Genomic DNA, 24661 nt, shown 5'->3' with positions numbered 1-24661 from the left:
GTCACCGTCACGGTCTCCTCGCGGGTCACAGTCGTCGACCACTCGATCATCACCGGCCCAGCCGCGGCCTTCTGGCGTGCGTCAGCCTCGGCACGCGCCTTCGCGATGGGCCTGGCCTCGGCGTCGGCCTTGGCGCGTGCGGCGTCGCGAGCCTTCGTATGAGCGTCCACCGTCGCGGCATAGAAGACCTCCCAATTCGTCGCAGCCCTCGCCGTGCCGGTCGCGGTCGCCGAAGCGGTCGCGGTGGCCGTCCCAGAACCCTGGAAACCATCGACGGTGGCCGTCTCGGTCACCGTCACGGTCTCCTCGCGGGTCACAGTCGTCGACCACTCGATCATCACCGGCCCAGCCGCGGCCTTCTGGCGTGCGTCAGCCTCGGCACGCGCCTTCGCGATGGGCCTGGCCTCGGCGTCGGCCTTGGCGCGTGCGGCGTCGCGAGCCTTCGTATGAGCGTCCACCGTCGCGGCATAGAAGACCTCCCAATTCGTCGCAGCCCTCGCCGTGCCGGTCGCGGTCGCCGAAGCGGTCGCGGTGGCCGTCCCAGAACCCTGGAAACCATCGACGGTGGCCGTCTCGGTCACCGTCACGGTCTCCTCGCGGGTCACAGTCGTCGACCACTCGATCATCACCGGCCCAGCCGCGGCCTTCTGGCGTGCGTCAGCCTCGGCACGCGCCTTCGCGATGGGCCTGGCCTCGGCGTCGGCCTTGGCGCGTGCGGCGTCGCGAGCCTTCGTATGAGCGTCCACCGTCGCGGCATAGAAGACCTCCCAATTCGTCGCAGCCCTCGCCGTGCCGGTCGCGGTCGCCGAAGCGGTCGCGGTGGCCGTCCCAGAACCCTGGAAACCATCGACGGTGGCCGTCTCGGTCACCGTCACGGTCTCCTCGCGGGTCACAGTCGTCGACCACTCGATCATCACCGGCCCAGCCGCGGCCTTCTGGCGTGCGTCAGCCTCGGCACGCGCCTTCGCGATGGGCCTGGCCTCGGCGTCGGCCTTGGCGCGTGCGGCGTCGCGAGCCTTCGTATGAGCGTCCACCGTCGCGGCATAGAAGACCTCCCAATTCGTCGCAGCCCTCGCCGTGCCGGTCGCGGTCGCCGAAGCGGTCGCGGTGGCCGTCCCAGAACCCTGGAAACCATCGACGGTGGCCGTCTCGGTCACCGTCACGGTCTCCTCGCGGGTCACAGTCGTCGACCACTCGATCATCACCGTCTCCGCGGTGGCCGCGTCCTGCCCGAGACCGATCCCCGTCAGGGCGATGGACACGGCGATAGAAGTGACGAAAACACGCGCGAACACCAAGCCGCGCCGACTGATGGCACTCATGTGGGCTCCCTCCCGATTTCAAGGGACACCACGACCGGAGCCGTCAGCGAGTCCGACACCCTCCCAAGTGTCAGGCCTCAAGTCCCCCTGTGGACAAGACCATAGTCCTCGGCCGGGCCGACATGGGGCACTTCCGGTGAATTGCGGACTCAGCCGATGTTGAAGCCGAGGGCCCGGAGCATCTCGCGGCCGTCGTCGGTGATCTTGTCTGGGCCCCACGGCGGCATCCAGACCCACTCGATCCGGAAGTCGTTGACGAGACCGTCGAGCGCCGCGCGGGTCTGGTCCTCGATGACATCGGTCAACGGGCAGGCCGCCGAGGTCAGCGTCATCGAGAGCACGGTGTTGCTGTGCTCATCGACGTCTGCGCCATAGACCAGGCCGAGATCGACGACGTTGATGCCGAGCTCGGGGTCGACGACGTCCTTCATTGCCTCGATGACGTCTTCCTGGGTCGTGGCTCCCTTGGGCTGACTCGCCGCTTCGACGTCGACGTGCGGAAGGTCTGTGTGGTCGGTCATCTGGTCTCCCCAGTTGTTGAGTTGGTGGTGACGAGCGCTTGTGAGACTGCGTCCTTCCAGGCCATCCAGCCCAGCAGCGCGCACTTGACCCGGGCCGGGAACTGAGCGACGCCGGCGAAGGCGATGGCGTCCTCGAGGACGTCTTCGTCGGGCTCGATCTTGCCCTTGCCCTGCATCAGCTCGGTGAAGGCCTCGAGCACTGACATGCCCTCATCGACGGTCTTGCCGATGAGGAGCTCATTGAGCACCGAGACGGACGCCTGGCTGATCGAGCAGCCCTGCGCGGCGTAGGAGACGTCCGAGACTGTCTCGCCGTCGAGGTGCACCCGCAGCGTGATCTCGTCACCGCAGGTCGGATTGACGTGGTGCACCTCGGCCTCGAAGGGCTCGCGCAGGCCCGCGCCATGGGGTCGCTTGTAGTGGTCCAGGATGATCTCCTGGTACAAGGAGTCAACATCCATACTTGGGTTAGACATACCGTCGCCTCACCTAGTTCCCGAAGTATTTCTTCGTGGCGACCAGACCACTCACCAATGCATCGATTTCCTCGCGTGTCGTGTAGAGGTAGAACGATGCTCGGGTCGTTGACTGCACGCCGAAGCGCTGGTGCGCGGGCTTGGCGCAGTGGTGGCCGGCTCGTACGGCGACGCCGCGTGAGTCGAGTAGCTGCGAGACATCATGCGGATGGATGTCGCCGAGGGTGAAGCTGATCGCTCCCCCACGATCCACGGCAGTCCTGGGCCCGACGATCGTCAGCCCGTCGATCTCCTGCAGTGCACCCAGCGCGTAGGCCGTGATCTCCTGCTCGTGGGCGGCGACATTGTCCATGCCGATCGCGGCGAGATAGTCGACCGCTGCGCCGAGGCCGACAGCCTGGGCGATCGGCGGGGTGCCCGCCTCGAAGCGTGCCGGTGGCGGAGCGTACGTCGAGCTCGCCATCGTGACGGTCTCGATCATCTCGCCACCACCGAGGAACGGCGGCAGCTCGGCGAGCAGGTCGTAGCGGCCCCAGAGCACACCGATACCGGTCGGGCCCACCATCTTGTGGCCCGTGAAGGCGACGAAGTCGGCACCGAGCGCGGCGACGTCAACCGGCAGCTGCGGCACGGCTTGCGACGCGTCGACGACGACCAGGGCACCGACCGAATGGGCCTTGGCGATGATCGTCTCGAGCGGGTTGATCGTGCCGAGCATGTTGGAGACCCAGGTGAGGGAGACGACCGCGGTCTGCTCGGTGATGAGCGAGTCGATGTCGTCAAGGTCGAGCCGTCCTTCGTCGGTCACCCCGAACCACCGCAGGCTCGCGCCCGTGCGCTGGCTCAGCTGCTGCCACGGCACGATGTTGGAGTGGTGCTCCATCTCGGTGATCACGATCTCGTGGTCCGGGCCGATGCGACCACGATCTCCAACGGCACTGTCGCCGAGCACCCGCGCCACGAGGTTGAGCGCCTCGGAGGCGTTCTTGGCAAAGATGACCTCGTCGCGGCTCGGTGCGCCGATGAATGCCGCAACCTTGTCGCGTCCGAGCTCGAATGCTGCGCTGGCCTCGGCACCCAGCTGGTGCATCGCACGAGCGACATTGGCGTTGTGATGGCGGTAGTGATCATCTATCGCGTCGATGACCTGCCGCGGCTTCTGCGAGGTGTTGGCGCTGTCGAGGTAGACCAGCGGGAGGTCGCCGGCCAGGCGACGACCCAGGATCGGGAAGTCCTCCCTGATCCTGGCCACCTCATACGACGAAGCGCCGTATGTCTGGGTGCCCTCGACGACGGTCATCCCTGTGCCGCGGCCTTGACGTACTTGTCGTAGCCCTCGGCCTCGAGCTGATCGGCGAGCTCGCGACCGCCGCTCTCAGCGAGGCGCCCCGCGACGAACACGTGGACGTAGTCGGGCTTGATGTACTGCAGGATGCGCGTGTAGTGCGTGATCAGCAGGACGCCCCGATCACCCTGCTGGCTGTAGCGGTTGACGCCGTCGGAGACGACTCGCAACGCGTCGATGTCCAGGCCCGAGTCAGTCTCGTCGAGCACGGCGAACTTGGGGTTGAGCAGCTCGAGCTGCGCGATCTCGTGGCGCTTCTTCTCGCCACCGGAGAAGCCCTCGTTGACGCTGCGCTGCGCGAACTCCTTGCCGAGCGTCACCCGCTCGAGCGCCTCGTTGACGTCCTTGACCCAGGTGCGGAGCTTGGGGGCCTCGCCGTCGATCGCGGTCTTGGCGGTGCGCAAGAAGTTGGCGACCGAGACGCCGGGAACCTCGACGGGGTACTGCATCGCGAGGAACAGCCCGGCGCGAGCGCGCTCGTCGACCTTCATCGACAAGATGTCGACGCCGTCGAGGGTCACCGATCCGCCCGTGATGTCGTACTTCGGGTGGCCGGCGATGGAGTAGGCCAGCGTCGACTTGCCGGAGCCGTTGGGGCCCATGATCGCGTGGACCTCGCCGGACTTGACCGTCAGGTTGACGCCTTTGAGGATCTCCTTGTCGCCTTCCTCGGTGTGCACCGAGACGTGAAGGTCCTTGATCTCAAGGGTAGACATGTGTGTTCAGCTCCTGGCTGTGCTTACGAGTTGGCAGAGAGGTCGACCATGACGGCGTCCCCCTCGATCTGGGTGGGGTAAGTCGGGATGGGTTCGGTGGCGGGCAGGTTGACCGGCTTGCCGGTGCGGACGTCGAAGCGCGATCCGTGCAACCAGCACTCGATCTCGCAGCCTTCGACATCGCCCTCTGACAGCGGAATCGAGGCATGCGAGCACTCATCACGCAGTGCGTAGACGTCATCGCCATCGCGCACCAGCGCGATCTCCTCGCCGCTGATGCTCACCGCGAGGACACCGCCCTTCGGTATGTCTGCGAGCTTCGCCGCGAACGTCACGCTGTTCATGCGAGGCGTCCTACGTGTTCGGCGAGCTCCTCCTCGATGGAGGCGATCAGGCGCTCCTGGAGGGAGGGGACGCCGATGCGCCGGATGATGTCGTTGAAGAATCCGTGCACGACGAGGCGACGGGCCTCTTCCTCTTCGATGCCGCGGCTCTGGAGGTAGAACAGGTGCTCGTCGTCGAAGCGCCCGGTCGTGGAGGCGTGACCCGCACCTTCGATGTCACCGGTCTCGATCTCGAGGTTGGGCACCGAGTCGGCCTTGGCGCCGTCGGTCAGCACCAGGTTGTCGTTGCTCTCGTAGGTCAGGATGCCTTCGGCCTCCTTGCGGATCAAGACGTTGCCGATCCAGACCGTGTGGGCGTCCTTGCCCTGGAGAGCGCCCTTGTATTCCACGTTGCTCTTGGTGCGCGGAGCCGTGTGGTCGACAAAGAGGCGGTGCTCGATGTGCTGGCCCTCGTCGGCGAAGTAGACACCCAGCATCTCGACGCTGCCGCCCGTGCCGAGGTAGTCCGCCGAGGTGCTCGCGCGGACGACGTCGCCGCCGAGCGAGACCGCGATGTGGCGCAGCCCGGCATCACGGCCGACCCGGGCGTGCTGTGTGACGACGTGGACGCTGTCGTCATTCCAGTCCTGGACCGTGACGAATGTCAGCTGTGCGCCGTCCTCGAGTACGACCTCGATGTTCTCGGCCCACGTCGCTGATCCGTCGTAGTCGACGATGACGACGGCCTTGGAGAATCGGCCTGCGCGGACGAGAAGATGTCCGGCGCCAGCCTTTTCGAGGCCGCCACCGTGCAGGCGGATCGTCGTGGGCGCCTCGACGATTGCATCGGCCGGGATCGTGATCTCGAAGACCGAACGGGCGGCATCCCACGCGCGAGCCGAGACGCGGTCGACAGGCACGTAGCCCGACGCACCACGGGCCGAGTCGGCGGCCGGGACCGAGACCGCGGTGACGCCTTCGGCGGCGTCGACCTCGACCTTGAAGTCCTCGCCGTCCAGTGGCGTGTCCTGATGGAGTCCGCGGAGGCGCTTGAGCGGGGTGAACCGCCAGATCTCCTCCAGGCCTGTCGGCACATCGTGGTCCGCAAGGTCGAAGGACCCCTCGGGGTGCAGATGCGACTCGACCGGGCTGAGCTCGAGCGCTTCGGCGACGGTTTGCGTCGTCGTCATCCGACTGCACCCTCCATCTGGAGTTCGATGAGGCGATTGAGCTCGAGGGCATACTCCATCGGCAGCTCGCGCGCGATCGGCTCGACGAATCCGCGCACGATCATCGCCATGGCCTCGTCCTCCTCCATGCCTCGCGACATGAAGTAGAAGAGCTGGTCGTCGCTGAGCTTGGAGACCGTGGCCTCGTGGCCGAGCGTCACATCGTCCTCGCGGACGTCGACATAGGGATACGTGTCCGAGCGGCTGATCTGGTCGACCAGGAGCGCGTCGCACTTGACCGTGCTGGCCGAGCCCTCGGCGCCTTCGAGCACTTGGAGCAGGCCGCGATAGGACGTACGCCCACCGCCGCGGGCGACGGACTTGCTCAGGATCGAGCTCGACGTGTTGGGGGCGGCGTGCACCATCTTGGCGCCGGCGTCCTGGTGCTGTCCTTCACCGGCGAAGGCGATCGACAGGGTCTCGCCGCGGGCGTGCTCGCCCATGAGATAGACCGCCGGGTACTTCATCGTGACCTTCGACCCGATGTTGCCGTCGACCCACTCCATCGTGGCGCCCTCTTCGCAGACGGCGCGCTTGGTGACGAGGTTGTAGACGTTGTTGGACCAGTTCTGGATCGTCGTGTAGCGGACGCGAGCGCCCTTCTTGACGACGATCTCCACGACCGCGGAGTGCAGCGAGTCGCTGGAATAGATCGGCGCGGTGCAGCCCTCGACGTAATGAACGTAGGAGTCCTCGTCGGCGATGATCAGGGTGCGCTCGAACTGGCCCATGTTCTCGGTGTTGATGCGGAAGTAGGCCTGCAGCGGGATGTCGACGTGGACGCCCTTGGGCACGTAGATGAACGAGCCACCGGACCACACGGCCGAGTTGAGCGCGGAGAACTTGTTGTCGCCGACCGGGATGATCGTCGCGAAGTACTCCTTGAACAGCTCGGGGTGCTCCTTGAGCGCCGTGTCGGTGTCGAGGAACAGGACGCCCTGCTCCTCGAGATCCTCACGGATCGAGTGGTAGACGACCTCGGACTCGTACTGGGCCGCGACACCGGACACGAGGCGCTGCTTCTCGGCCTCGGGGATGCCCAGGCGGTCGTAGGTGTTCTTGATGTCTTCGGGCAGGTCTTCCCACGTGGCGGCCTGCTTCTCGGTGGAGCGCACGAAGTACTTGATGTTGTCGAAGTCGATGCCGCCGAGGTCGGAGCCCCACGTCGGCATGGGCTTGCGTCCAAACAGCTTGAGGCCCTTGAGCCGCAGGTCGAGCATCCACTGGGGCTCGCTCTTGAGCGCCGAGATGTTGCGGACGACGTCCTCGCTCAGGCCACGCTTGGACAGCGCGCCGGCGTCGGTCTTGTCGGACCAGCCAAATTCGTAGCGGCCGACGTCCTTGAGACCCGGGTTCGCCTCCTCGATGGCATTGGGTGCCTTGTTCTCTGTTGCATCGGTCTCTTGGGACGTGGTCGTCATGATGGCAACCTCTCTGCAGGTGTGGCGGTGGGTAGGTGGGTCGTGCAGATGCCATCGCCGTGGGCGATCGTGGCGAGCCGCTGCACGTGGGTGCCAAGGAGACGCGCAAACATCTCGGTCTCGGCCTCGCACATCTGGGGGAACTCCTCGGCCACGTGGGCGACCGGGCAGTGGTGCTGGCACATCTGGGTGCCGGCGGGGGTGGAACCGACCGAAGCGGCGAAGCCGTCGGCGCTGAGCGCCTCGGCGAGTGCACGCGGGCGGTCGGCCGGCTCGGCCAACGCCAACAGCGGGCGATAGCGGTCCTCGAGGTCGGTGAGGCGGTGGCGGGCGAACGCGAGGACGGCGTCATCTCCCCCGGTCTCGGCGAGATAGCGCAGCGCGCCGGCGGCGAGCTCGTCATAGGCGTGGGCGAAATGGTCGCGACCCGCGTCAGTGATGACAAAGACCTTGGCCGGTCGTCCGCGTCCGCGCTGCCCCGTGATGCGCTGGTCCCGGGTCTCCAGGATTCCGGCTTCGAGCAGCTGGTCGAGGTGCCGGCGTACGGCGGCGGGCGTCAGTCGCAGCTGCACGGCCAGGTCGGCGGCGGTCGAGGGGCCGTGCTCGAGGATCGTGGTGGCGACGCGCTCGCGGGTCGGGGCGTCATCCACTGTGGCCTCCACAGTGGGTGCATCCTGCGACCCGGTGTATTTCACAAGACAAGTGTGCCTTTATTCACCAAGCCCTGACAACGAAGGTCATCCTTACCCGACCACCGCGGGCCTAGAGTGACGGTCATGGCAAGTGATGCGGTCGAGATCGAGGCCGGCGGGCGCGCGGTCCGAGTCTCGAGTCCGACCCGGGTGATCTATGAGGCAACCGACTTCTCGCCCGAGGTGACCAAGCTGATGGTCGCGGAGTACTACGTGGCCGTCGAGGAGGGGCTGATGCGCGCGCTGCGCGACCGCCCCGTCGCCCTCGAGCGCTGGCCCAAGGGCGTCCGCGAAGGCATGGTGATGTCGACCCGGGCCGACAGCCACGGCGATGCGTTCTATCAGAAGCGGATGATGCGGGGCGCGCCTCCATACGTCGAGAGCACGCGCATCCTGTTCCCCTCTGGCCGCATCGCCGATGAGATCTGCATGACGGAGATCGCCACGGCCGCGTGGGCCGCACACATGGGCGCCATCACCTTCCACCCGTGGCCGACCCGCCGTGCAGACAACGACCGCCCTGATGAGCTGCGCATCGACCTCGACCCGTTCGGCACGGCGACGTTCGCCGAGGCCGTACGCATCGCAGACGTCGCCCGTGAGCTTTTCGCCGAGCTGGGCATCCGCGCGTTCGCCAAGACCAGCGGCAAGCGCGGGATCCACGTGTACGCCCGCATCGAGCCACTGTGGACGTTCACCGACGTACGCCATGCCGCGATCGCCTTCGCCCGCGAGCTCGAACGCCGCACCGACGGTGTCACCACCGCGTGGTGGAAGGAGGAGCGCGGCGACAACATCTTCGTCGACTTCAACCAGAACTGCCGCGATCGCACGATCGCGTCCGCCTACAGCCTGCGGCCCGCACCCGGCGCGACGGTGTCGACTCCCGTGTCGTGGGACGAGCTGTCCGGGCTCGACGACCCGCGGGCCTTCACGCTCCACACCGTGCCCGGACGCCTCGCCGACCACGGGGACCCCTGGAGCGAGATCGATGATGTCGAGCACTCGCTCTCGTCGTTGCTCGAGCTGTGGGAGGCGCAGCTCGCTGCGGGCCTCGGCGAGATGCCCTTTCCGCCGGAGTATCCGAAAATGCCGGGCGAGCCGAAGCGCGTGCAGCCCAGCAAGGCGCGCCGTGATCCCAGTGAAGAATAGCCGCTGATGGTCATGGGTGGCCCGTCGAGAAGCTCAGGGCCGGCTCCCCCACAGCCGGGCCACAGGGCACCTGCCTACAGTGGCGGTGTGGACCCGATGCCGACCCGGATGGACCTCGGACGACTCATCGACCGGCCTGATGCGGACTTCGCGTCGGAGGACGTGCACCAGCTCCGTCAGGACTTCACCCGCTTCATGATGCGCTACAAGTTCGGCATGGAGGAGATCGTCACCAAGCTGTCGATCCTCCGGGACGAGTTCGCCCATCTGCACCACACCAACCCCATCGAGCATGTGACGTCACGGCTCAAGAGCCCTGAGTCGGTGGTCGAGAAGATGGGCCGCAAGAAGTGCGACCCGACCTTCGAGTCGATCGCCGAGCGCATCACCGACATCGCCGGGGTGCGCGTCACCTGCAGCTTCGTCTCTGACGTCTACACGGTCTTCGACCTGCTCACGGGACAGTCGGATGTGCGCGTCATCGAGGTACGGGACTACATCGCCCAGCCCAAGTCGAACGGCTATCGGAGCCTGCACGCGCTGATCGAGGTGCCGGTCTTCCTCAGTGACGGTGAGGTCCCGGTGCTGGTCGAGGTGCAGCTCCGCACGATCGCGATGGATTTCTGGGCAAGCCTGGAGCACAAGATCCACTACAAGTATCGCGAGGACGTCCCCCCGTCGCTCCTCGACGGGCTCAAGGACGCGGCCGAGACCGCCTGCGAGCTCGACGCCACCATGGAGCGCCTCCACACCGAGGTCAAGACGGCCGGCGAGCTGCCCGACGGGCTCAAGGACGAGCTGACCAAGCACACCGACGTGGTCCCCGACGAAGGGCTGATCGACCGCCTCCGTCACCTCAGCAGCTGATCAGGTCAGGATCTGACCGAGGTCGTACTTCGCGACCTCCTCGAGCTGACCGTAGGTGCACGACGCCGGCTCGCGGTCAGGTCGCCACCGCTTGAACTGCGCGGTGTGCCGGAATCGAGAGCCCTCCATGTGCTCATAGCCGACCTCGGCGACGCGCGTGGGCGCGAGCGTGACGAACGACAGGTCCTTGGTGCCAGACCAGCGGCTCTGGCCGCCAGGCAGGCGGGACCCGGCCTGCGCATCAGCGTCCTGCCACTTGCCCCAAGGGTGCTCGGAGGTGTCGACGATCAGCGGCTCGAGCTCGTCGATCAGCTCAGCGCGGCGGGTCTCGGTGAACGACGCCGCGACGCCCACGTGCTGCAGCTGGCCATCATCGGCATAGAGGCCCAGCAGCAGCGATCCCAGCAGGGGCCGCTCGGCGGTAGAGGTCTTGTGCAATCGGTAGCCCGCGACGACGACGTCGGCGGTGCGGGAGTGCTTGATCTTCAGCATCGTCCGGCCGTTGGGCGCATACGGCCGGGCCAGCGCCTTGGCCACGACACCATCGAGCCCGGCGCCCTCGAAGATCCCGAACCACTCGTGCGCCTCGGCCGCATCGGTCGTCGTGCGGGTCACGTGGATCGGATCGGCGGCCGAGCCCAGTGCCTCCTCGAGACGGGCACGGCGCACCGCGAACGGCTCGTTCATCAGCGACTCGTCACCGAGAGCCAACAGGTCGAATGCGACGAAGGAGGCAGGCGTCTCGACCGACAACATCGCGACCCGGGAAGCGGCCGGGTGTATGCGCTGCGAGAGCGTGTCGAACTCGAGTCGGCCATCTGTCGCGATGAAGATCTCGCCGTCGAGGACACAACGCTCGGGGGCCTCGGCCTCGATCGCCTCGACGATCTCCGGAAAGTAGCGGGTCAGCTCCTTGGTCGACCGGCTCGCGAGCTGCACCTCGTCGCCATCGTGGAAGACGATGCAGCGGAAGCCGTCCCACTTGGGCTCGTATGACAGGCCGCCCTCGACCGAGTCGGCCGCCGGCACACCCTTGACCGACTTCGCCAGCATGGGTCGCAGCGGTGGCATGACGGGGAGATCCATGACCGACAGCCTAGGACGGGCCTGGGACAGCGGCCACCTACACTGTGTGGGTGTCTGAGCCGGCTAGAGAGGTGCCCGCCGTCGAGGTCGTCGACCTCGTCATGCGCTATGGCTCGATCACCGCCGCCGACCGGCTCAGCCTGACGGTCGAGCCTGGCACCGTCACAGCGATCCTCGGCCCCAACGGCGCCGGCAAGACCACGACGATCGAGACCTGCGAGGGCTTCCGGACGCCGCAGAGCGGCTCTGTCAGGGTTCTCGGCCTCGATCCGATCGCGGATGGCGCCCGGCTCAAGCCACGGGTCGGCGTCATGCTTCAGTCGGGCGGAGCGTGGTCCGGCGCCAGAGCCCCGGAGATGTTGCGCCACATCGCCTCGCTCCACGCCCACCCGCTCGATGTCGGCATGCTGATCGAGCGCCTCGGGATGCAGGACTACGGGTCGACTCCCTATCGGCGGCTGTCCGGTGGCCAGCAGCAACGGCTCAGCCTCGCGATGGCGATCGTGGGCCGGCCCGAGCTCCTGTTTCTCGACGAGCCGACGGCCGGGCTGGACCCCCAGGCACGTCGATCGACCTGGGACCTGGTGACCGAGCTGCGTGACAGCGGCGTGACGACAGTGCTCACGACCCACTTCATGGACGAGGCCGAGACCCTCTCCGACCAGATCCACATCGTCGATGCGGGCCGGGTCATCGCATCGGGCACACCGCAGGCCCTCGCCGCCTCCGGCGCCAAGAACACGGTGCGCTTCACCGCTCGAGCGGGCCTCGATGTCGAGAACCTCATGCTCGCGCTCCCGCACGACACCAAGGTCGACGAGGTGAGCCCAGGCGCATACGTCATCGCCGGCGACGTCGATCCGGCCCTGCTCGCGACGCTCTCGGCGTGGTGTGCAGGTCAGGGCGTCCTGACCGACTCAGTGCTGGTCGAGCGCCAGACCCTCGAGGATCGTTTCCTCGAGCTGACCGGCAAGGCCCTGCGATGACCCTCGACCTCTCCCCCCGTCCCGGTGCTGCGCCGCGCCCGGCCATGCTGCGATCGCAGATCGCCATGGAGCTGCGGCTCCTGACCCGCAATGGCGAGCAGGTGCTCCTGACGCTCGTCATCCCGCTGCTGCTCCTCGTGCTCGGCACCCGGTCCAATGATGTCGTCGACCTCGGTGCGGGACGGCCCATCGACATCATCACGCCGGGCATCCTCGCTCTCGCGATCTTGTCGACCTCGTTCACCTCGCTCGCGATCGCGACGGGCTTCGAGCGTCGCTACGGCATCATCAAACGGCTCGGCGCCTCTCCCCTGCCCCGGTGGGGGCTCATGGTCGGCAAGATCGGCGCGATCGCCCTCGTCGAGGCCGCTCAGCTTGCCCTCCTGTCGGGCGTCGGACTCCTGCTCGGCTGGGAACCACACGGTGGCCTCACCGCATTCGGTCAGCTGATCGTGCTCGCCGTCCTCGGCACCGCCGCGTTCGGCTCCCTCGGGCTCCTGATCGCCGGCACGCTCCGAGCAGAGGCAACCCTCGCGGTCGCCAACCTCGTCTATGTCCTGCTGCTCGTCGGCGGCGGTCTGCTGGTGCCCCTGAGCCGCTATCCCGAGGCGTCCCGCCACGTCCTGGAGCTGCTGCCGTCAGGTGCGCTGGGCCAAGGGTTGCGTGACACGTTCGCCGGCAACGGTCCGGGAGCATTCTCGATCGTCGTGCTGATCGTATGGGCCGTGTGTTGCGGCCTCGGAGTCTCGAGGACGTTCAAGTGGGAGTGATCGCAAGCCTTCGGGCGCCGGACCGCAGGTGCGTCGAGTGGTGGGCGTGGGCTGCGGTGGTGGCCAACACCGTGATCGTGCTGACCGGTGGCCTCGTCCGCCTGACCGGCTCCGGTCTTGGCTGCCCGACCTGGCCGCGGTGCACTGACGACTCGTTCGTGCCGCACCGGGAGCTCGGCGTCCACGGCGTCATCGAGTTCGGCAACCGGATGTTGACGTATGTCCTCATCGCCGTGGTCATCGCCACGTTCGTCGCGGTATGGCGATGGGTGGGCACGACTCGCGAGCTCCGGCGACTGGCGCTGCTGATCGCCCTCGGCGTGCCGTTCCAGGGGGTCATCGGCGGCATCACGGTGCTGACCGACCTCAACCCGTGGATCGTCTCGTTGCACCTGATCCTCTCGATGCTGCTCATCGCGGCGTCGGTGCTGTTGGTCCTGAGGACCCGCGAAGCTGCCGACCTGACCCTGCCCACCCTGACCCGCCGGCTCGTCCTGGCGACGTATGGCGTGCTGTGGGTCGTGGTCTATCTCGGCACCGTGGTGACCGGCAGCGGGCCCCACGCCGGCGATGCTGAGGCACCCCGCAACGGGCTCGACCCGCAGCTCATGAGTCACGTGCATGCGATCAGCGTCTATCTGCTGGTGGCGCTCACGATCGCCTGCTGCCTGGCACTGGGGGACACCCGGGCCGCACCCCTGGCGGTCGTCTTGCTGGTCGCCGAGCTCCTCCAGGGGACGATCGGTTTCGTGCAATACCTCACCGACCTGCCGATCGCCCTGGTCGCGGTGCACCTGGTCGGTGCGGCGGTGTTGATCGCCGCCGGCACAAGGCTGTTGGTCGAGGTCGCGTCGACCGCACCAGCATCAGCCCGGGCCGAGAGCATCGACAGCCGCTGACCTGACGAACGTCACGCGTCGTCCTTGCCCCTGTCCTTGGCCAGCCAGCGATCGGCGTCGATCGCATAGACCCAGCGGCGGCCCGGCCACTCGGTGAGCGACCAGAGCTGCCGGCGCTGCGGCCAATAGGTGATGTCCTCCGGGCCGGTCGGCAGCACCCCTCGGTGACGCGTGTAGTCACCGGGTGTGCCGACCCAGAGGTCACCGGCGTTGTCCTCGCCATTGCTCGAGGTGATCGCCCAGGTCCCGTCCACGATCACCGCACCCTGCATCCGGGCGACCTGCCGGTCGTGCAGCTCCGTCGCGCGGGCCCGCCCCCGCTCATCGCTTTGGAGCAGCTCGGTGTCCCGGTCGATCGGATAGCGGATCAGCCGGTGGCTGCCGTCCTTGCGGCCATACTCCCCGGCAACCAGATGATCTTCCGCGCCGGCCCGGTCCAGGGACATGAACGAGTAGGTCATCTTGCCCACGCCCTCGTCGTGCTCGGCGCTGTAGGACGAGTACTGGGGCAGGACATATCGATAGCCCTTGGCCCGCAGGCGGTTGCGGACGCGGACGATGTCGTCGAGGCGGAACACCCGGATCCCCGACGAGCTCCCCGCCACGAACAGGTGGTCGCCGTACCAGACGATCCCGCCGGCATGGACCCTCACGGGTCGCAGGAGGTTGAACCCCCAGCGCCGCTTCGGATCCGCCAGCAGGACGTGCCGATAGCGGGGTGCCTCGTCATCGGTCCAGTCGATGACCGACACCCGCGAGCCGAGCTGCAGCCAGCCCCGCCACCCGTGGGCATACCAGCTGACGATCACGACGTCGCGCCCCTCGAAGGTCCCCCTCGTCGGATCGGGTCCATAGGCGTCGGCCGAGGTCGTGATGCCCTGCGGGAACCAACGGGTGGTGTCCTGGTCGTCGCGCTGCCACGCCATCCCGGCGACCGGCGCCTCGCCGGGCACCTTCGTGATCGTGCCGACCCGGTTGAGATCGGCCAGGACCCCCCGGAGCCCCACCCTCCTGAACCGGCCGAAGAAGCGTTCGGACAAATTCAGCTCCCGCGCCGCCGCGACGAGCCGGTAGGCCGCGGGGTTCACCTCAGGAACGGATCGACCGCCGCAGCGACGAACAGCAAGGCGAGATAGGCGTTGGAGAAGTGGAACAACCGCATGGGCTTGAGGATCGCGAGATCCTCGGTGTCCGCTGCCCGCGCCTTGAGGTCGTAGGCCTCGATCATGAAGACGATCCCGAGCGTGATCGCGACCGCTGGATAGAACCAGCCCGTCGGGGTGATCGGCCACAGGAGCAGCGACGTGCCGAACATGACCCAGGAGTAGATCACGATCTGGCGGGCGACCTCGGCGGAGGTGGCGACCGATGGGAGCATCGGAACGCTGGCAGCGGAGTAGTCCTCGCGATAGCGCATCGCCAGCGACCAGAAGTGCGGAGGAGTCCAGAAGAACACGACCAGGAACATCACGACCGGCGACCATGCGAGCTCGCCCGTCACAGCGGTCCAGCCGATCAGCGCGGGGAAGCAACCCGCGGCTCCGCCCCACACGATGTTCTGCGTCGTGCGGCGCTTGAGGATCATGGTGTAACCGACGACGTAGAACACGTTGGCGGCGAGAGCCAGCATCGATGACAACGGGTTGACCAGGGTCCACAGCCACACGGTCGACACGACCCCGAGCACCAGCCCGAAGTACAGCGCTCCGCGGGTGCCGACCTGGTGACGTGGGAGCGGCCGGCGAGAAGTGCGACGCATGAGCTGATCGATGTCGGCGTCGACAACGCAGTTGAGGGCGTTGGCGCTCCCGGCCGAGAGGGTCCCGCCGATGACCGTGGCGACAACGAGCCGGCCCGAGGGCACACCCTGCTCGGCGAGGAACATGATCGGGACGGTCGTCAGGAGCAGCAGCTCGATGATGCGCGGCTTGGTCAGCGCAACATAGGACTTGAAGACGTCGGTGAGACGCGGGGAAGTGGGTACGTCAGCCGGGTTGGCGGACTTCACGTCGACGGCGGTCACGTGCAGCAGTCTAAAGGACGCGAGTAGGCTCGTCGTGCCGGCCTGTGAAGCTGCCGGACCATGTCTCTCGTACGACGATCAGGAGCCACCGCTGTGACGTCCGGAACCCCCACTCTGGAGTGGACAGACCTCGACAAGAAGGCCGTGGACACCGTCCGTCTCCTGGCCGCCGACGCCGTGGAAAAGGCCGGCAACGGCCACCCCGGGACCGCGATGAGCCTGGCTCCCGTGGCCTACCTGCACTACCAGAAGCTCCTGCGCCACGACCCGAACGATCCGCACTGGAGCGGCCGTGATCGCTTCATCCTGTCGTGCGGCCACTCGAGCCTCACGCAATACATCCAGCTCTACCTCGCCGGCTACCCCATGACGCTCGACGACCTCAAGAGCCTGCGCACGTGGGGCAGCCAGACCCCGGGCCACCCCGAGTACAACCACACCCCGGGAGTCGAGGTCACCACCGGCCCGCTCGGCCAGGGTGTCGCCAACGCCGTCGGCATGGCCATGGCGGCCCGCCGCGAGCGTGGCCTGCTGGACCCAGCGACCCCAGCCGGCGAGAGCCTGTTCGACCACCACATCTATGCGATTTCCTCGGACGGCGACCTGCAGGAGGGCGTCTCGGGCGAGGCGTCTTCGCTTGCCGGCCACCAGAAGCTCGGCAACCTGACCCTCCTGTGGGACGACAACAAGATCTCGATCGAGGACGACACCGACGTCGCGTTCACCGAGGACGTCGCGGCGCGCTACGAGGCATACGGCTGGCACGTCCAGACCGTCGACTGGACCAACGGCGGCACCGGCTATGTCGAGGATGTCCAGGCCCTCTGGGACGCCTACCAGGCCGCCGCGGCGGTCACGGACAAGCCGAGCTTCATCAAGCTCCGCACGATCATCGCGTGGCCCGCTCCGACCGCCCAGGGCACAGGTGGTTCGCACGGGTCGGCGCTCGGTGCCGACGAGATCAAGGCGACCAAGGAGCTCCTCGGCTTCGACCCGGAGCAGTCGTTCATCGTCGACGACGACGTCATCAAGCACACGCAGCAGGCGCGCGAACGCGGTGCGCAGGCGCACGAGGAGTGGCAGAAGGACTTCGACGCCTGGGCCACGACCTCACCCGCGGGAGCGGCGCTGCTCGAGCGACTGAGCAATCGTGAGCTGCCAGGCGGTTGGGACGCCGACCTCCCGACATACGAGGCAGATGACAAGGGTGTCGCGACCCGCGTCGCCTCGGGCGAGTTCCTGACCGCGGCGGCGCCGAACCTGCCCGAGCTGTGGGGTGGCTCTGCCGACCTCGCAGGCTCCAACAACACGACGCCCAAGGGTGAGCCGTCGTTCCTGCCGCCCGAGCACTCGACCGAGAAGTTCCAGGGCGACTGGTATGGCCGGGTGCTGCACTTCGGCATCCGTGAGCACGCCATGGGCGCGATCATGAACGGCATGGTCCAGCACGGGCTGACCCGTCCCTACGGCGGCACGTTCCTCGTGTTCAGCGACTACATGCGCCCGGCTGTGCGGCTCGCAGCACTTCAGGAGCTGCCGGTCACGTATGTCTGGACGCACGACTCCATCGGGCTCGGCGAGGACGGGCCGACCCACCAGCCGGTCGAGCACCTCGCCGCGCTGCGGGCCATCCCGGGCCTCGACGTCATCCGGCCGGCCGACGCCAACGAGACCGTTGCCGCGTGGCGCACGCTGCTCGGCATCACCAACCGACCTGCGGCCCTGGCGCTGAGCCGGCAGAACCTGCCGACGTTCCCCCGGGGCGCCGATGGTTGGGCCGAGGCCTCGGAGGTCGCCAAGGGCGCCTACACCCTGATCGACGCCGAGGGTGATCCCGACGTGATCCTGGTGTCGTCTGGCTCCGAGGTGCAGCTCGCGATCAAGGCGCGCGAGCTCCTCGCCGCCGACGACATCTCGGCGCGCGTCGTCTCGATGCCGTGCCGCGAGTGGTTCGAGCAGCAGGACAGCTCCTATCGCGACAGCGTCTTCCCGCCGCACCTGCGCGCCCGGGTCTCGGTCGAGGCCGGCGTGTCCTTCGGCTGGCGCGATGTCGTCGGCGATGCCGGACGCATCGTGAGCCTGGATCACTATGGCGCGTCGGCCGACTACGCGACGCTCTACGACAAGTTCGGCATCACCGCCGAAGCCGTCGCAGCGGCGGCCAAGGACTCGATCGCGACTGCCGCGGGCGAGCCCTCCGCCCCGTTCCATGCCCGACCCGCGGGAGCCGTCGGCCCCGGGGACAACGCTGACGCTCCCCACTGACCGCACAACTGAATCGAAGGAGACACCATGAACGACCGTCTGCAGGCTCTCGCCGACTCGGGAGTATCCATCTGGCTCGACGACCTGTCCCGCGAACGCATCGAGACCGGCAACCTTGCCGCCCTCGTCGCTGACTCCGGTGTCGTCGGTGTCACCACCAACCCCACGATCTTCGCCGCTGCCATTGCCAAGGGCGAGCGCTATGCCGAGCAGGTCAAGACCCTCAAGGCCTCCGGCGCGGACCTCAAGACCACGGTCTTCGAGCTCACCACGACCGACGTCCAGCAGGGCTGCGACATCCTCCGGCCGGTCTACGACGCCACCGGCGGAGTCGACGGCCGGGTCTCGATCGAGGTCGATCCCGACCTTGCCAAGGACACCGACGGCACCGTGGACCTCGCCAGGCGTCTGTGGGAGCGGGTCGATCGCCCCAACACGTTGATCAAGATCCCCGCAACCGTCGAGGGTCTGCCCGCGATTGCGGCAACGAGCGCCGAAGGGATCAGCGTCAACGTGACCTTGATCTTCTCGCTCGAGCGCTATCGCGGCGTCATGGACGCCTATCTCTACGGTCTCGAGCAGGCCGACGCCAACGGCCTGGACCTCTCGACGATCCACTCCGTCGCGTCGTTCTTCGTCAGCCGCGTCGACTCCGAGGTCGACAAGCGCCTCGCCGATGACAGCCCGCTGCGTGGCAAGGCCGCCATCGCCAACGCTCGCCTGGCCTACGAGGCATTTGAGGAGGTGTTCGGGTCCGAGCGGTTCAAGGCGCTCGAGGCCAAGGGCGCGACCCCACAGCGGCCGTTGTGGGCCTCAACCGGCGTCAAGGACCCGGCCTACTCCGACACGATGTATGTCACCGAGCTGGTCGTTGCCGACACCGTCAACACGATGCCGGAGAAGACGCTCGAGGCCTTCGCCGACCACGGTGAGGTCACCGGGGACGCGGTCCACGGCACCTACGACGAGTCGCGCCAGGTCATCAGCGACCTGGAGGCCCAGGGCATCAAGTACGACGAGGTCGTCGAGCAGCTGGAGGTCGAAGGCCTCGAGAAGTTCGACGCATCCTGGAACGAGTTGTTGGAGACCGTCTCGACCGAGCTCGACAAGGCCTGACCCGTGGTGCAGATCGCGCTCACGGTCCCGGTCCAGCACGAGTTCGATGTCGCGCTGCGCAATGCCATCGAGCAACGCGTCGCGTCCCGGCTCTCCGCGCAGGACGCCACCTTGTGGGGTCCCGACGCCGAGTCCGAGGCCGGCATCCGGCTGAGCTGGACCCATCTGGCGGAGACATCACGTCCGCTCGTGGACGAGATCGCCGAGCTGCGGAAGCAGCTCGCTGCCAAAGGGCTCGACCGGGTCGTGCTGTGCGGCATGGGCGGATCATCGCTCGCACCCGAGGTCATCTGCCACCAGGACGGGGTGCCGCTGACGGTGCTCGACTCGTCTCAGCCCGACATGGTGCGCACCGCGCTCGCCGACGGCCTCGAGCGGACGATCGTGGTGGTCTCGAGCAAGTCTGGTGGCACGGTCGAGACCGACAGCCAGCGTCGCGCATACGAGCAGGCGTTCAAGGACGCAGGTCACGATCCGGCCGACCACATCGTCGTCGTCACGGATCCCGGCTCGCCCTTGGACGAGGAGGCCACCGGCGCCGGCAATCGCGTGTTCCACGCCGATGCCGACGTGGGCGGACGCTACTCGGCGCTGACCGCGTTCGGTCTGGTTCCGAGTGGGCTGGCCGGCGCTGACATCGGCGCGCTGCTCGACGCGGCCCAGCACGCCCAGGATGCGTTCTATGCCGATGACGCCGACAATCCGGCACTGCGCCTCGGCGTGCTGATGGGTGTCGCCAACCGGCACCGGATCGACAAGCTCGTGATCGCCGACCAGACCCGCCACGGTGTCGGGGACTGGATCGAGCAGCTCGTCGCCGAGTCGACCGGCAAGCTCGGCAAGGGCGTCCTCCCGGTCGTCGTGCCATTCGAGAACGCAGTCAACTTCAACCCCAGCACGGCCGACTCGATCCTCGTCACGATCGGTGCGCACGTCGCCGCCGAGGCGCAGTCCGGCTATGCCGCGGCGATCGATGCGGACCTCGGCGCGCAGATGCTCCTGTGGGAGGTCGCCGTCGTGATCGCCGGCCGGATCATCGGCATCAACCCGTTCGACCAGCCCGACGTCGAGAGCGCCAAGAAGGCCGCCCGGGAGCTCCTGACGGGCGGCGGTGAGGCGCCCAGCCCGGAGTCCACCGATGACGGCATCGACATCTATGGTCAGGGGTCGACCCTCGAAGGGGCCGTGCGCTTCCTGCTCGACCAGATCGACCTGCAGCACGGCTATCTCGCCGTGCAGGTCTATCTCGACCGCATCGCACACGCCGACTTCGCCGGGGTCCGTGAGGTTCTCGCGCAGCGGGTCGGCCGGCCGGTCACCTTCGGTTGGGGGCCGCGGTTCCTGCACTCGACGGGGCAATATCACAAGGGCGGTACGCCCAACGGTGTGTTCCTGCAGATCACCGGCTCCCCCGCCGAAGACCTCGCCGTGGCGGGCCGAGACTTCACCTTCGGCACGTTCATCGACTCGCAGGCCGCCGGCGATGCCGCAGTGCTGCGGGACCACGGCCGGCCCGTGCTCCGGCTGCATCTCAACGACACCGAGAGTGGACTCGCCAGGCTCCGCACGGTATTCAGATGACACTCGGCGACAACCCACTGAGGGATCGCAGCGACCGGCGTCTTCCCCGGATAGCCGGCCCGTGCAGCCTGATCCTGTTCGGCGTGACCGGCGACCTGGCCAAGAAGAAGCTCGTCCCGGCGATCTACGACCTCGCCAATCGGGGCCTGCTGCCGCCCGGATTCGCCCTGGTGGGGTTCGCCCGACACGACTTCGGCACCACCAAGTTCGCCAGCATGATCAAGCAGGCAGCCAAGGACGGCGCGCGTACGCCTTGGAGCGAGACGGTCTGGAAGCAGCTCGCCGCCGGCATTCGGTTCGTGCCGGGTGAGTTCGACGACGACGAGGCATGGGAGCGCCTCGGCAAGACCATGGCCGAGCTCGACGAGCAGCAAGGCACGGGGGGCAATCACGCGTTCTATCTGTCGATCCCGCCCGGTCTGTTTCCCGTCGTCGTGTCGCAGATCAAGAAGCACGGCCTCGCAGAGTCCTCTGAGGGCTGGCGCCGGGTCGTCATCGAGAAGCCCTTCGGCCACGACCTCACATCCGCCGAGGAGCTCAACCGCATCGTCGCGGAGGTGTTTCCCCGTCAGTCGGTCTTCCGCATCGACCACTACCTCGGCAAGGAGACCGTCCAGAACATCTTGGCGTTCCGCTTCGCCAACGGGATGTTCGAGCCGATCTGGAACAACCACTACGTCGACCATGTCCAGATCACGATGGCCGAGGACATCGGCATCGGCTCCCGCGCCGGCTACTACGACGGCATCGGTGCCGCACGAGACGTGATCCAGAACCATCTGTTGCAGCTCATGGCGCTGATCGCGATGGAGGAGCCGGTCTCCTTCAACGCCTCGTCCCTGCGGATCGAGAAGCAGAAGATCCTCGCCAACGCGCGGCCCCCGGCCCGAATGGACCTGCACACGGCCCGCGCCCAGTATGTCGGTGGCTGGGCCGGCGGCGAGCATGTTCTCGGCTACAAGGAGGAGGCCGGCATACCGCAGTCCTCGACCACCGAGACATACGCCGCGATCCGCATCGACGTCTCGACCCGCCGCTGGGCCGGCACCCCGTTCTACCTGCGTGCCGGCAAACGGCTGGGTCGCAGGGTCACCGAGGTCGCCGTGGTCTTCAAACGTGCCCCCCACCAGCCGTTCAGCCAGCACGACGTCGAGGAGCTCGGCCAGAACGCCCTGGTCATGCGGATCCAGCCCGACGAGGGCGTGACGTTGCGGTTCGGCGCGAAGGTCCCAGGCACGACGATGGAGATCCGCGACGTCAACATGGACTTCGCCTACGGCGGAGCATTCGTCGAGAGCAGCCCCGAAGCCTACGAGCGGCTGATCCTCGATGTCCTGCTGGGCGATCCGCCGCTCTTCCCGCAACACGAAGAGGTCGAGCTCTCCTGGAAGATCTTGGATCCGGTCATCGCGCACTGGGATCGACAAAAGAGCATCGACACCTATCCGTCCGGCACGTGGGGACCTGCGACTGCCGACAAGATGCTGGCCCGCGACGGCCGGGCCTGGAGGCGTCCCTGATGGAGATCGCGCTCGAGAAGACCAATTCGGCTCGCATCGCTCGTGCCATGGTCAAGGCCCGTGTGGCGGCCGGCAGCCCTGCGATGGACATGGTGCTCACGCTGCTCGTCGTGACCGACGACGACAACGTCAGCGAGGCGCTCAAGACCGCGACGACGCTGTCGCGCGAGCATCCGTCGCGCGTCATCGGCGTGATCCTCGGCGACGGCCGCGGAGCCCCCCAGCTCAACGCCAAGGTCCGGGTGGGCGAGAACTCCTCGGGAGAGTCGATCCTGCTGCGCATCTCGGGCGAGCTGACCAAGCATGCGGAGTCCGTCGTGCTGCCGCTGCTGCTGCCCGACTCCCCCGTCGTCGTGTGGTGGCCCGGCAAACCTCCGACCCATCCATCCGAGGATGCGATCGGCCAGCTCGCCCGCCGACGCCTGACCGATGCTGAAGCGACGGACTCGCCCGTGCGATCGCTCAAGGCCGTCGCGCGCAACTATGTCCCCGGTGACACCGACCTCTCGTGGACCCGGCTGACACCGTGGCGCGCGCTGCTGGCGGCTGCACTCGATCAATCGGCCGGCAAGGTGACCGGCGGGACAGTGGTCGCGGGCACGGGCAACCCCGCAGCCACGCTGCTTGTCGCGTGGCTCGAGAGCCGGCTCAAGGTGCCGATCACGAGGCGCTCGAGCGACACCGAGCAGATCCACTCCGTCGTGCTCCACACGCCCGAGGGTGACGTGCTCATCGAACGCATCACCGCGCACTCGTGCCACTTCAGCGTGCCGAGCTCTTCACCCCGTGAGGTGCCGCTCGGGGCGCGTACGCTCGCCGAGCTGCTGGCCGAGGACCTGCGCCGCCTCGACGCCGACGATGTCTATGCGGCCACGATCAAGCACATGCTGGATGCCTGATGTGCGGGTTCCGGCCGGAAGGAATGCTTTGAGCACCAGCACAGAGGTCTATCCAAGCAGCTCGGCGCTGGCCGTGGCGATCGCGGAGAGGTTGACCGGTCGGATCGCCCTGATCCAGGCAGAGGGTCGCCGCCCGAAGGTCGTGCTGACCGGCGGGACCATCGCGATTCAGGCATACGAGCTGATCGAGAGCGAGCTCGTCGACTGGACCGAGGTCGACTTCTACTGGGGCGACGAGCGCTTCGTCCCGGACGGCCACGCGGATCGCAACGACCAACAGGCGCGAAACGCATTCCTCGACCGTCTGGGGGTGCCGACCGAGCGCATCCATGTGATGCCGGCGCACGGGTGTGACCTCAGCACGGCTGACGCGGCCGATCAGTATGGCGCGGCGCTGCCGGCCGAGCCGTTCGATGTCGTGCTGCTCGGGGTCGGTCCGGATGGCCATGTCGCCTCGTTGTTCCCCGGGTTCGATCAGCTGCACGAGTCGGAACGGTTGGCGGTCGAGGTGTTCGACTCCCCCAAGCCGCCACCCGTACGAATCACGCTCACCTATCCGGCCCTCAACTACAGCGACGTCGTCTGGTTCCTCGTCGCCGGCGAGGGCAAGGCAGCAGCGGTCGCGCGGGCGCTGGGCGAGGGAACGCTCGAGGACACCCCGGCTCGTGGAGCCCACGGACGTACCGAGACGACCTGGCTCCTCGACGAAGCCGCCGCCTCCCACCTCTGAGCGGTGAGTTAGCGACCCATCGCTCCGTACGGCGGTGACCTAGCGACCCATCAGCCCTGCTGAAAGGTCGCTAACTCACCGCCCGCTGCCGCGATCGGTCGCTAACTCACCGCTCGATGCACCGCAGGGGTCAGAAGATGACTTCGCCGGACTTGCGCTTGCTGCGCAGCATGTCGACGGCCTCTTTGAGGATCTCGTCGGCCTCGGTCTCGGAGCGGCGCTCTTTGACGTATGCGAGGTGCGTCTTGTAGGGCTCGATCTTCTTGGCGGTGGGCCGGTTGTCCGAGTCGACGCTGGACGGCATGCCGCACCGCGGGCAGTCCCACGACTCGGGCACTTCGGCCTCGATCGCGAACTGCAGCTCGGTCGTGTGGTTGTTGATGCAGAAGAATGTCACGAACTGCCGTGGTGCGGCCTCGCCACGCTCTGCCTCGCCCATGGGTCCGGAGCCGATTCGGCTGCCCCGGATTGCACCTGCTGCCACTAGTTACTCACCTTCAGGAGCAGGCCGAGCGCGAAGATGCACACGACCCAGACGACTGCGATACCGACTGTGATGCGGTCGAGGTTGCGCTCAGCGACCGAGGAGCCACCGAGTGAGCTGGACACACCGCCGCCGAACATGTCGGACAGGCCGCCGCCGCGTCCCTTGTGCATGAGAACCAGGACGATCATCAGCAGGCTGCTGATCGCCAGGATTACGGAGAACGTCAAGATCACGA

Annotated in this window: 25 protein-coding genes; 11 read left to right on the top strand and 14 right to left on the bottom strand. The window is 67.3% G+C overall.

Annotation, left to right across the window (positions count from 1 at the left end; genetic code table 11):
• From WKF39_RS02640 to WKF39_RS02600, 9 genes are all read right to left on the bottom strand, one after another.
• Positions 1 to 1322: hypothetical protein (locus tag WKF39_RS02640; RefSeq protein WP_340385586.1), on the bottom strand; the 1322-nt coding region annotated here is incomplete at its 3' end.
• 149 nt (positions 1323 to 1471) lie between these two features.
• Complete coding sequence (locus WKF39_RS02635; RefSeq protein WP_340385584.1) at positions 1472 to 1843, bottom strand: metal-sulfur cluster assembly factor; 372 nt, start codon at positions 1841 to 1843, stop codon at positions 1472 to 1474.
• On the bottom strand, positions 1840 to 2304 hold the full coding sequence (gene sufU / locus WKF39_RS02630; protein ID WP_340385620.1) for a Fe-S cluster assembly sulfur transfer protein SufU: 465 nt from the start codon (positions 2302 to 2304) through the stop codon (positions 1840 to 1842). Before sufU ends, WKF39_RS02635 begins: the two co-directional genes overlap by 4 nt.
• 28 nt (positions 2305 to 2332) lie before the next feature.
• Positions 2333 to 3619: a cysteine desulfurase gene (locus WKF39_RS02625; protein WP_340385582.1), complete on the bottom strand. Its 1287-nt coding sequence runs from the start codon at positions 3617 to 3619 to the stop codon at positions 2333 to 2335.
• Positions 3616 to 4380 (bottom strand): Fe-S cluster assembly ATPase SufC, encoded by a 765-nt coding sequence (gene sufC, locus WKF39_RS02620; RefSeq protein WP_340385580.1) that lies wholly within the window; start codon positions 4378 to 4380, stop codon positions 3616 to 3618. Before sufC ends, WKF39_RS02625 begins: the two co-directional genes overlap by 4 nt.
• Positions 4381 to 4403: 23 nt before the next feature.
• Entirely contained in the window at positions 4404 to 4724 is a 321-nt protein-coding gene (locus tag WKF39_RS02615) for a non-heme iron oxygenase ferredoxin subunit (protein WP_340385578.1), read from the bottom strand.
• Complete coding sequence (gene sufD, locus WKF39_RS02610; RefSeq protein ID WP_340385576.1) at positions 4721 to 5893, bottom strand: Fe-S cluster assembly protein SufD; 1173 nt, start codon at positions 5891 to 5893, stop codon at positions 4721 to 4723. The genes WKF39_RS02615 and sufD overlap by 4 nt, the downstream gene beginning before the upstream one ends.
• Positions 5890 to 7353: a Fe-S cluster assembly protein SufB gene (gene sufB / locus WKF39_RS02605; RefSeq protein ID WP_340385574.1), complete on the bottom strand. Its 1464-nt coding sequence runs from the start codon at positions 7351 to 7353 to the stop codon at positions 5890 to 5892. Before sufB ends, sufD begins: the two co-directional genes overlap by 4 nt.
• Positions 7350 to 8015: a metalloregulator ArsR/SmtB family transcription factor gene (locus tag WKF39_RS02600; protein WP_340385572.1), complete on the bottom strand. Its 666-nt coding sequence runs from the start codon at positions 8013 to 8015 to the stop codon at positions 7350 to 7352. Before WKF39_RS02600 ends, sufB begins: the two co-directional genes overlap by 4 nt.
• 114 nt (positions 8016 to 8129) lie before the next feature.
• Between WKF39_RS02600 and WKF39_RS02595 the strand changes: the two genes are divergently transcribed.
• Together WKF39_RS02595 and WKF39_RS02590 are read left to right on the top strand one after the other, a co-directional pair.
• Positions 8130 to 9197: a DNA primase small subunit domain-containing protein gene (locus WKF39_RS02595; RefSeq protein ID WP_340385570.1), complete on the top strand. Its 1068-nt coding sequence runs from the start codon at positions 8130 to 8132 to the stop codon at positions 9195 to 9197.
• A gap of 96 nt (positions 9198 to 9293) precedes the next feature.
• The gene (locus tag WKF39_RS02590; RefSeq protein ID WP_340385618.1) at positions 9294 to 10064 is read left to right on the top strand and encodes a GTP pyrophosphokinase family protein; all 771 of its coding nucleotides are present in this window, start codon (positions 9294 to 9296) and stop codon (positions 10062 to 10064) included.
• On the opposite strand, the gene WKF39_RS02585 is transcribed toward WKF39_RS02590, so the two are convergent.
• On the bottom strand, positions 10065 to 11150 hold the full coding sequence (locus WKF39_RS02585; protein WP_340385568.1) for an ATP-dependent DNA ligase: 1086 nt from the start codon (positions 11148 to 11150) through the stop codon (positions 10065 to 10067).
• A 50-nt stretch (positions 11151 to 11200) separates the two neighbouring features.
• On the opposite strand from WKF39_RS02585, the gene WKF39_RS02580 reads away from it, so the two are divergent.
• Genes WKF39_RS02580 through WKF39_RS02570 form a run of 3 tightly spaced genes read left to right on the top strand, consistent with a single transcriptional unit; the run spans position 11201 to position 13805 of the window.
• Positions 11201 to 12136 carry an ABC transporter ATP-binding protein gene (locus tag WKF39_RS02580; RefSeq protein WP_340385566.1) on the top strand — a complete coding sequence of 312 codons (936 nt, stop codon included), beginning with the start codon at positions 11201 to 11203 and terminating at the stop codon, positions 12134 to 12136.
• Positions 12133 to 12906 carry an ABC transporter permease gene (locus WKF39_RS02575; RefSeq protein WP_340385564.1) on the top strand — a complete coding sequence of 258 codons (774 nt, stop codon included), beginning with the start codon at positions 12133 to 12135 and terminating at the stop codon, positions 12904 to 12906. The genes WKF39_RS02580 and WKF39_RS02575 overlap by 4 nt, the downstream gene beginning before the upstream one ends.
• Complete coding sequence (locus WKF39_RS02570; protein WP_340385562.1) at positions 12897 to 13805, top strand: COX15/CtaA family protein; 909 nt, start codon at positions 12897 to 12899, stop codon at positions 13803 to 13805. The genes WKF39_RS02575 and WKF39_RS02570 overlap by 10 nt, the downstream gene beginning before the upstream one ends.
• Positions 13806 to 13816: 11 nt before the next feature.
• Here WKF39_RS02570 and WKF39_RS02565 read toward each other — a convergent pair whose 3' ends face one another.
• Positions 13817 to 14893: a hypothetical protein gene (locus WKF39_RS02565; protein WP_340385560.1), complete on the bottom strand. Its 1077-nt coding sequence runs from the start codon at positions 14891 to 14893 to the stop codon at positions 13817 to 13819.
• Positions 14890 to 15828 carry a heme o synthase gene (locus tag WKF39_RS02560; protein ID WP_340385558.1) on the bottom strand — a complete coding sequence of 313 codons (939 nt, stop codon included), beginning with the start codon at positions 15826 to 15828 and terminating at the stop codon, positions 14890 to 14892. The genes WKF39_RS02565 and WKF39_RS02560 overlap by 4 nt, the downstream gene beginning before the upstream one ends.
• A gap of 93 nt (positions 15829 to 15921) precedes the next feature.
• Between WKF39_RS02560 and tkt the strand changes: the two genes are divergently transcribed.
• The 6 genes from tkt to pgl are packed head-to-tail and all read left to right on the top strand — an operon-like array spanning position 15922 to position 23939.
• Positions 15922 to 18093: a transketolase gene (gene tkt / locus WKF39_RS02555; RefSeq protein ID WP_340385556.1), complete on the top strand. Its 2172-nt coding sequence runs from the start codon at positions 15922 to 15924 to the stop codon at positions 18091 to 18093.
• A 27-nt stretch (positions 18094 to 18120) separates the two neighbouring features.
• Positions 18121 to 19209 (top strand): transaldolase, encoded by a 1089-nt coding sequence (gene tal, locus WKF39_RS02550; protein WP_340385555.1) that lies wholly within the window; start codon positions 18121 to 18123, stop codon positions 19207 to 19209.
• Between the two features lie 3 nt (positions 19210 to 19212).
• Positions 19213 to 20790, top strand: coding sequence for a glucose-6-phosphate isomerase (locus WKF39_RS02545; RefSeq protein ID WP_340385553.1), 1578 nt, complete (start codon positions 19213 to 19215; stop codon positions 20788 to 20790).
• The gene (zwf, locus tag WKF39_RS02540) at positions 20787 to 22310 is read left to right on the top strand and encodes a glucose-6-phosphate dehydrogenase (RefSeq protein WP_340385551.1); all 1524 of its coding nucleotides are present in this window, start codon (positions 20787 to 20789) and stop codon (positions 22308 to 22310) included. The genes WKF39_RS02545 and zwf overlap by 4 nt, the downstream gene beginning before the upstream one ends.
• The gene (locus WKF39_RS02535; RefSeq protein WP_340385549.1) at positions 22310 to 23209 is read left to right on the top strand and encodes a glucose-6-phosphate dehydrogenase assembly protein OpcA; all 900 of its coding nucleotides are present in this window, start codon (positions 22310 to 22312) and stop codon (positions 23207 to 23209) included. The genes zwf and WKF39_RS02535 overlap by 1 nt, the downstream gene beginning before the upstream one ends.
• A 28-nt stretch (positions 23210 to 23237) precedes the next feature.
• Positions 23238 to 23939 carry a 6-phosphogluconolactonase gene (gene pgl, locus WKF39_RS02530; protein ID WP_340385548.1) on the top strand — a complete coding sequence of 234 codons (702 nt, stop codon included), beginning with the start codon at positions 23238 to 23240 and terminating at the stop codon, positions 23937 to 23939.
• A gap of 130 nt (positions 23940 to 24069) precedes the next feature.
• On the opposite strand, the gene WKF39_RS02525 is transcribed toward pgl, so the two are convergent.
• The gene (locus WKF39_RS02525; protein ID WP_340385546.1) at positions 24070 to 24423 is read right to left on the bottom strand and encodes an RNA polymerase-binding protein RbpA; all 354 of its coding nucleotides are present in this window, start codon (positions 24421 to 24423) and stop codon (positions 24070 to 24072) included.
• Positions 24423 to 24659, bottom strand: coding sequence for a preprotein translocase subunit SecG (gene secG / locus WKF39_RS02520; protein WP_340385544.1), 237 nt, complete (start codon positions 24657 to 24659; stop codon positions 24423 to 24425). Before secG ends, WKF39_RS02525 begins: the two co-directional genes overlap by 1 nt.
• Between the last annotated feature and the right edge of the window lie 2 nt (positions 24660 to 24661).

Source organism: Aeromicrobium sp. (genome assembly GCF_037719875.1).
GTDB lineage: Bacteria > Actinomycetota > Actinomycetes > Propionibacteriales > Nocardioidaceae > Aeromicrobium.
The sequence above is the reverse complement of the archived record's forward strand: the minus strand, read 5'-3'. Positions and strand labels throughout refer to the sequence as shown.